Here is an 8,962-nt window from a genome sequence, read left to right as displayed (position 1 = left end):
GGCCGCGGCGCGGAAGGCGGGTTCGGGAACTCGCTGCCCTGGTCCCGCAGCTGTCCGGCCAGGTCGTTGACCACGCCGAGCGCGTTGCGCTCCGCCTGCCGCGAGCTCAGCCCGGCGGCGTGGTCCTTGAGCAGCTGGGCGCTGACGATGGTGTTGAGCGCCTGGTCGCGGGCGATCAGGTCGCGCTGTGCCGAGGAGACGGTCGACGTGATGGCCTGGGTGACGTGGCGGTTCGCGAGGATCTGGTTGGCGCGCGTGGAGATCCAGCCCGCCATGTCCGGCGGCAGCTTGCTCGACCCGGTGACCTGCCGGGCCTGCTCCCACCGCGCCCTGAGCGGCGCCGGCAGCGCCACACCCTGCGGCAGCGTGCCGGTGGGCGTGCCGTCCTGCCGGGCCAGTGAGCCGTCCTCGGCCAGCCGGATCCCGTCGCCCGCCAGCCCGCCGCTGCTCGCCTTGCCGCGGTGCGCGGCCACGGTCTCCGCGATCTCGCGGACCATCGCCGGACCGTCGCCCTCCAACATGGACTGGGCGACGATGTCCACGGCCCGCGCGTACATCTCCGGCGGGTTCGGCGCCTGCCAGCCCGCCTTGTACAGGGCACCCATCGCACGGTTGCGCAGTCCGCGCGCCACCGCGTCGGACTCCTGGGCCAGGACCTCGGCGGCCTGCCTGCCCGTCAGCTCGATCTCGGCCAGGTTCTCCGGTGTCGACGCCCGCAGCGGGCTGACCGACCGCGGCCGCTGCGCCGGCGAACCCGACCGCACCGGCGAGCGTTCCGGCGACCGCGCCGGACTGCCCTCCGACGACGACGGCGGATCGACCGGGTTGCCCTCCAGGTCCACCACCCGCTGCGGACCACCCGTCGGAACGAGATCCCAACCCGCCTTCCGCAGCCGCAGACCCTCGGGGCCCGGCGCCACCAGGCCCGCGTCCTTCAGCTGCTGGTAGCCCTTCGCGAACTCGCTCTTGGTCTGGCCGAACGCCTCCAGCGTCTGGACGTTCTCTCGGTGGTCGAGCAGCGGCAGGAACCCGCCCGAGAGCGCGGGCACGCGCATGATCTGCGGGGCGTGGGCGGTCGAGTGCGGCTTCTTCGCGAGCTTCGGGTCCTTCTCGACGAGCTTGTCGCGCACGTTTCCGGCGATGTCGTCGCCGTGGATCTTCAGCAGGTCGCCCACCGGCGGCGCGGGGAACACCGTCTCGGCACCGGTGACGGGCTCGTCGCCGGGTGCCGCGCCCCACCGGACCTCCGGCCGTCCGCTGCCGCGGGCCTCCGGGCCGGGGCCGTACTGCGCCCGGTCGTCCCAGTCCGCCATGAGGGGCCGCAGCGCGGTCTTGACCTCGTCGCGGACCGGCATCGAGGCGAACTTCTCCAGCCGGTCCCACATCCGGTCGGCGTGCTCCTGGCCGCCCCACTCCTTGACGTCGTCCAGCAGCTTCTCCAGCGCGCGGCGCCGCTCGCCGTTCTTCAGGTGCGCCTGCGCGGTCAGGACGGCGTGGCCGGTCATCAGGTCGTGCAGGTCCTCGCCGGTCCAGTGCTGCAGCTTCGACCCGAGGATGTTGGTCTCGCTGTACTCCCCCGCGCGCGCCGCGAGCCCGGCCTTCACCTGCGTGGCGGTGGTGTCGCCGGAACGGCCCGCCTGCCGGTCGGCGACGTCGAACGCGTCGAGGACGTCGAACACGTCCTGCGCGACCTTCTTCACGCTGTCCTGGTCGGTCTTGGTGCGGGAGATCATCGTGCGGAGCTTGTCGGCGGCCAGCTCGTCCGGGGTGAGGACGTGGATGTCCTTGCCGGGACCGTCACCACCGAGGCGCGTCGTGTTCGGCCGGTCGTTGGGCACGACCGTCAGGCTGATCTCCTGGCCCAGGATGTTCAGCGAACCCATCGAGGTGGAGCCGGCGCCGGACCTGCGCAGCGGCGCGAACTCTCCGATGGACGCGCCGCGCGGCACCTCCCCGGCACCCAGCTTCGCCCGGTAGTCGTTCTGGAGGCCCTGCTTCGCCGACTGGTTCAGGAACTTCAGGAAGTCCTTGCCGCCTGGCTCGCTGAAGTCCTTGAAGCCCGCCTCGCTCGCGGTGATCCGGAAGTCGAGGTCCTTCGGCGGCCGCACCCCGCCCTGGTAACCCAGCGCCGCGCCGCCGGACAGGAACGGCACCGCCCCGGCGCCGCCCGGCCGGCCCGCGAAGTACCTGGCCATCGTGTTGGTGAACCAGTCGCCCGCCTGCTCCAGCGACCAGCCCTTGACCGGCGTGGCCTCGTCATCGCCCGCCCGGGACGGGACGGGCACCGGCTGTTCGTCCCAGAAGTCCTCGTCGTACTTGGCGTCCCGCGCCTCCTGCCGGGAGGGCTGGTCGTGGGTGGTCGCCACGGCCGGGAGGTCCGACACCTGCTGGTGCCGGCCCTTGCCCGAGGGCGCGGCGGGCGGGTTCGGGAACTCCTCGGCGGTCGCGGGCGAGTGGCGGCCGTCGTCGGAGAAGGCATGGTCGGAGAAGGCACCGTCGGAGAACCCGTCGCCGTGATCGGAACCGCCGTCGGAGCGGTCCGAACCGTTGTCGGTGTGGTTCGAACCGTTGTCGGCGTGGTCGGAGGCGGCGGCCTCGGACTCGCTGGACGAGTACTCCGGCGCGGTGGACCGGAACGGCTCGGTCAGGTCCACGCCCTGCCCGCGGGCCATGGCGTCGGCGACCTGGTCGAGCGTGCGGCTGCCGTCGAACAGCGGGACCAGGTCGCGGAACAGGATCGGCTGGAACCCGGCCTCCAGCAGCAGCCTCGGCAGCAGCAGGTGGATGTTCAGGCGCCCGTTGGCGTCCTCGAACGGGTGCACGATGTGCAGGTTGCGGACCACGCGACCGATCGCGCGGAACCGCTCCGTGTCGTTGGTGGCACGGCCGAGGTCGTTGTAGAAGTCGTCGAACACGCTGTCGACGAGGCCCTGGACCTCGTTCTGGCGGTAGTTCGTCCGGACGATCGGCTTGTCGCGGTTGGTCCAGGTGTCCAGGATCGTGACCGGCGCGATCGGGGCCTTCTGCCCGGACCGCAGCAACGCGGCCGCGTCGACCATCAGCGGGCGGCCGCCCACGGTGTCGCTGAACACGTCCGGGCTGGGCCGGGAGCTGCCGAGCGGGAAGCCCGTCGTGCCCCGGCCGGACCACGGGATCTCCCGGCCGAGCTGTGCCGTCACGGCCTCGTGCATCTGCCGGTACAGGTCCGAGTTCAGCCGCTGCGCGGTGAAGTCCGCCGGGTTGAGGAACCGCTCGTACGCGCCCTCCATGCCCGCCTGGAAGCCCGGCGACCGCTGGTTGTCGTAGAGCGAGCCCGGGTTGTCCGGGTACATGCGCTCCGCGGCCGCGATGTCCTTCGGGTTCAGGTAGAGCCGGTACCAGTCGGCGCGCGGGAGCACGTCCGCCAGCCGCTTCGGCGGCCGGGCACCCGACGGCTCGGACGCCTGGCTCGCCGCGTAGTCCGTGCTGTGCAACGAGTCCGCGTCGGTGAACTGGTTGTTGAGCCACTCGTCGTAGTGCTGCGCGCCGTGCTCGGCCTGGTGGTCCCACACCTCGAGGTTGCTGTGCGCGATGTCGAGCGCGGCCTCGGCCATGGCCACCCCGCCCCGGGCGGCGGCGATCGGGGCCGGCTCGGGCGCCGTGGACGACGACGGCAGGTGCCCGTGCTCGGCCAGTGCCTCGCCGAGTCTGGCCTGTGCCTCGTCGAGCGCGTGGCTCGCGGCCGCGACGGCGTCCCGGGCCTCCTCGAGGGAGCGCGGGAAGTTGTTGACGACGTCGTCGAAGATGCCGTGCGCGTCGGCGGCGAACTCACGCGAGACCGAGGGCGGCTCGAAGTCGATGTGCGGCGCCGCTTCGGGCGCCGGGGCGGGCGTGTGGTCCGAGCCGAACCGGTCGCGCAGGTACCGCAGCAGCGACGGCAGCCGGCGGTCGGAGCCGCCCGGCGTGCGCGGCGGGGCCGGGTAGGAGTCGTGCCGTACGGGGAGGTCCGACTCGAGTTCCCGCTGTCGGTTCTCGATCCGCCACATGTCGCGGGGCATGAACCGTGCGTTCGGGTCCTCGACCGCGTCGGTCATGATGCCGTTGTCGTTGACGACCCGGCCCCTGCCGTCCTGGTGTTGGAAGATCGGCTTGTTGGGGCCCTTCTCGAAGTACTGGTCGTGCGTGCCGAGGAAGTGGCCGATCTCGTGCGCGATCTTCTTGCCGGACAGGTTCACCGGCCAGCTGAGCTGGTTCTCCTTGCCGCCGGCCCCGCCGACCTTGACGACGCCGTGCGCGTCGGCGGGGTCGGTGACGAAGTCGACGGACACGTGGAACTGCCGGCCCTTCACCATCCGGTAGCCCTGGTTGTACAGCTCGTCGACGCCGGCCTTCGCCCTGTCCTGCAGGGACTTGACCTGCGCGTCGGTGAAGTTCCCCTTGTCCAGGAACAGCTTCACGTGGTGGTCGGCGACGCCGCCCTTCCCGCCGGGCATGTCGAACGACCGGACGTCGTAGGCGATCGGGCCGCGCCACGTGTCCAGCCTCGCGGCGTCCAGCCTGATGATCGAGTCGGTGGTGAGACCGCCCTGGTCGCCACGCACGCGGCCGGTGACCGGCATGTCCTTGGCGACGGCCGCGATCTCGTCGGCCGGGATGTGATCCGCCTTCGGGTCGAACCAGGGGGCGCCGCCGTCCTTGCTGTGTGCCCACTTCGGGTCGTCGAGGATCGCCCGCACCGGGTCCTGCCGGACGATCGGCGTGCCCTCCGGCGGGTCCCAGGTGATCCTGGTGTCGGTGACCCGCTCCGACTTCGGCGCCTCCGGCTGGACGAAGTCGGCCGGCCGCTTCATGTCCCAGTCGACGTGGACGTCCGCGCCGCCCTCGCGGCCCGGCCTGACCGCCGCCTCGATACCGCGCTCGGCGAGCGCACCCGCGATGACGTGGGCGCCGTCGCCGGACACCTCCACCCTGGGCGGCAGGTAGCCCAGGCCGTCGCGGGTCGCCTTCGCCTCGGCGAGGTCCCTGATCAACGAGTCCAACTTCGGACGCTGGTCACCCCTCAGCCGCGTACTACCCGACTCGATCTCGAAAGAACGCTCCGGGCCCGCCTTACCCGGACGCGGAGACAGCACGTACGGCCCGGGCGGCACCGGCTTCGCGAAATACTCGTCAGCGGAACCCGCCTTCGGCCGCGGCGCGGAAGGCGGGTTCGGGAACTCGCTGCCCTGGTCCCGCAGCTGTCCGGCCAGGTCGTTGACCACGCCGAGCGCGTTGCGCTCCGCCTGCCGCGAGCTCAGCCCGGCGGCGTGGTCCTTGAGCAGCTGGGCGCTGACGATGGTGTTGAGCGCCTGGTCGCGGGCGATCAGGTCGCGCCGCATCGGCGTGATCTCCGAGCCGGACGACTCGGTCACGTGACGGTTGGCCAGGATCTGGTTCGCCCTGGTGGAGACCCAGCCGGCCATCTCCGGCGGCAGCTTGCTCGACCCGGTGACCTGGCGCGCCTGCTCCCACTGCTTGCGCACCGCGGGCGGCAGCCCCTCGCGCACACCCGGCGGCAGGCTGCCGGTGCTCGTGCCGTCCGGCCGGGCCACCGACCCGTCGTCCGCCAGCCGCACCCCGTCACCGGCGGGCCCGGCATGGCTCGCGTCGTCCTTCCAGGAGGTCACGGCCTGCGCGGTGTCCCGCACCAGCTCCGGGCTGTCGTGGTCGAGGATCGAGTGGGCGACGATGTCCACCGCCCGCCGGTAGGCGTCGCCGGGGAACGGCGAGTGCCAGCCGGCCTTGTGCAGCTCGTCCTTCGCGCGGTTGCGCAGACCCTGCGCCACATCCCGGTTCTCGGTGGCCAGCGCGTCGGCGGCCTGCCTGCCCATGAACTCGATCTCGGCCAGGTTCTCCGGTGTCGACGCCCGCAGCGGGCTGACCGACCGCGGCCGCTGCGCCGGCGAACCCGACCGCACCGGCGAGCGTTCCGGCGACCGCGCCGGGCTGCCTTCGGACGACGACGGCGGGTCGACCGGGTTGCCCTCCAGGTCCACCACCCGCTGCGGACCGCCCGTCGGGACGAGATCCCAACCTGCCTTGCGCAGCCGCAGGCCCTCGGGGCTCGGCGCCACCAAGCCCGCCTTGTGCAGCTGGTCGAAGCCCTTGCTGAAGTCGTTCTTGCCGAGACCGAACGCCTCCTGGGTCTGGAACGGCTCGGCGCTGTCGGCGAGCGGCCGGAAGCCGCCGGAGAAGGCGAGCACGCGGGCGATCTGCTCGGCGTGCGCGGTCGAGTCCGGCTTGTTGGACAGCTTCGGGTTCCTGTTGACCAGGTGGTCGCGCACGTTCCTGGTGATGTCGTCGGCGTGGATGCTCAGCAGGTCCTCGACCGGCGGCGCGAACGACGGCTCGCCGCTGTGGCTCGGCTCCTCGCCGGGGGCCGCGCCCGGCCGCACCTCGGGCCTGCCGCTGCCGCGGGACTCCGGCCCCGGCCCGTACTGGCGCCGGTCGTCGAAGTCCGCCATGAGCGGCCGCAGGGCCTTCTTGGTCTCCTCGCCGACCGGGATCCTGCCGATGTCCTCCAGCCGCTTCCACATGCGGTCGGCCTTCTCCCGGCCGCCCCAGTCCCGCACGTCGTCCAGCAGCTTCTCGAGTGCGCGGCGCCGCTCGCCGTTCTTCAGGTGCGCCTTCGCCGTCTCGACCGCGTGGCCGGTCATCAGGTCGTGCAGGCTCTTGTCGTCCCAGTGCTGCAGCTTCGACCCGAGGACGTTCGTCTCGCTGTACTGGTCGGCCCGCGCCGCCAGACCGTCGCTCAGCTGCCCGGCCGTGGTGTCGCCGCCGCGGCCCGCGTCCCGGTCGGCCACGTCCATCGCGTCGAGGACGTCGAACACGTCCTGCGCGACCTTCTTCACGCTGTCCTGGTCGGTCTTCGTGCGCGAGATCATCGTCCGCAGCTTGTCCGCGACCAGCTCGTCCGGGGTCAGGACGTGGATGTCCTTGCCGGGACCGTCACCACCGACCCGCGTGGTGTCCGGCCGGTCGTTGGGCACCACGGTGAGGCTGATCTCCTGGCCCAGGATGTTCAGCGAACCCATCGACGTGGACCCGGCGCCCGACTTGCGCAGCGGCGCGAACTCACCGACGGACGCGCCCTTCGGCACCTCGCCGGTCTTCAGCCTCGCGCGATAGTCGTTCTGCAGCTGCGGCTTCGCCGACTTGTTCAGGTGGTCCAGGAAGCGCTGCGCGACGGGGTCGCTGAAGTCCTTGAAGCCCACCTCGCTCGCGGTGATCCGGAAGTCGAGGTCCTTCGGCGGCCGCACACCACCCTGCCGGGCCAGCGCGGCGCCACCGGACAGGAACGGCACGACCGGCCCGCCACCCCGGCCGCCGAAGTACTTCGCCATGGTGTTGGTGAACCAGTCGCCCGCCTCGTCGAGCGTCCAGCCCTTGACCGGCGTGGCCTCCGCCGAACTCTCGACGGGGACCGGCACGGGCCGCTCGTCCCAGGTGTCCGGGTCGTGCTTGGCGTCCCGCGCGTCCGACCGCGACGGCCGGTCGGCGGCCGACCTGATCGCGGGCAGGTCCGACGGCTGCTGGCGGCGACCGCCGCCCGACGGGCCCTGGTTGGGGTTCGGGCCGCGGGGCGGGCGCTTCGGGTCGTTACCACCCGGCGCGTTGTTGGGGCTGTGCTGCGCGCTGTAGGGGCCGTCGGCGTAGATGCTGTTGACCAGGCCGCCGGGGGCGGCTTTGTTGACGGCCGGGGTGTGGGTGCTCGTGTCGGTGAAGGAGTGGGAGATCACCGGCCGGGACTGCTCGTGCACCGTGGCGAGCTGCGCGAGCTGTGCCGGCGTCAGCTCCTTCCTGAAGTGGTCGCCCTCGCCCATGACGCCGCCGAGCCCGTCGGCGGCGTCCTTCGGGTTGAACGACAGCTTGGGATCCTGGTAGCCCTCGCCCAGCCCCATGAAGTGGAAGTACTCGTGCAGCCGCGACCCGACCGGTGCCGCGAGGTCCCACTGGACCTGGTTGGTCCTCGGCACGATGGCGCGGTCGAAGGCGTCGCCCTTGGACGAGTCGCGCACCTCGACGGGCACGTTCCTGGTCGGGTCCGCGTCCCAGCCCGGGGTGATGCCGTTCGGGGTGTCGGCCTCGACCGTGAAGTGGACCTGGCTGCCCTCGAACTGCCCCTTCCCCGGCCACCTGTGCCGGAAGTTGAAGTGCTCGTCCAGCTCCTGCTGCAGCTCGTCGGCCGCCGCGCGCCGGGTCGGCGCGTCCATGTCGCGGCCCGGCGAGACGAGGTCCAGCGGGACGGTGAACTCCACGACCCACTTGCCGGGCGACGCCTCGAAGTGCCGGGTGTCGTAGCGGATCTGGGTGATCTTCCCGGAGACCTGGCCGTTCTCCGCCCGCAGCAGGCCGCTGCCGCGGCTGTAGTGCTGGAACCGTTCCCGGCTGAACCGGGTCGGCTTCGCGCCGTCACGCCGCTCGTTCCACGCCTGCCGGGACGCGTCGTCGTCCCGGCGGACGAACCCGTCGCCGGGCCCGTTCGGGGTGTGGTCGGGATGCGCCCCGTGGGCACCGCGGTCGGCGGCGGGGTGGTCGGGACTCAGGTGGGCAACCGCCGCCACCGCGCCGGCGACCTCCTCCTGCTTCGGCCCCTTGCCGGGCACCCTGTGCGAGCCGGCCGACCGGTCCGGCGCGGACTTGTCGACCGTGACCGGCTTCTCCGACCTGTCCGACCCCGTGGGCTTGTCCGGCGACACCGGCTTCTCCGACGTGGCCGACTTGTCCTGGGCACCCGGCTTGTCCTGCGTCGCCGACCGGTCCTGCGCTGGCTTGTCCTGCGTTGTCCTGTCCTGCGCTGGCCTGTCCTGGGTGGCTGGCCGGTCGGGTGTCGGGGCCGGCCTGTCCGGCGCCGGCTTCTCGAGCGCCGGGGTCGGCTGCTTCTGGGGCGCCGGCCGCTCGGCCGCGTGCGCGACCTGCTTCTCGGGTGCGGGCCGCTCGCTCG

Annotated in this window: 1 protein-coding gene; it reads right to left on the bottom strand. The window is 72.4% G+C overall.

All coding sequences use genetic code 11. From position 1 onward, the window contains the following. Positions 1–8,962, bottom strand: an 8,962-nt coding sequence (locus tag ACJ73U_RS33440) for a nucleotidyl transferase AbiEii/AbiGii toxin family protein (protein ID WP_407781744.1), incomplete at both ends; no start/stop codon positions are given.

Source organism: Actinophytocola sp., assembly GCF_045807065.1.
In the GTDB taxonomy this organism is placed as follows: Bacteria; Actinomycetota; Actinomycetes; order Mycobacteriales; family Pseudonocardiaceae; genus Actinophytocola.
This window is presented reverse-complemented; position numbering and strand designations above follow the sequence as displayed.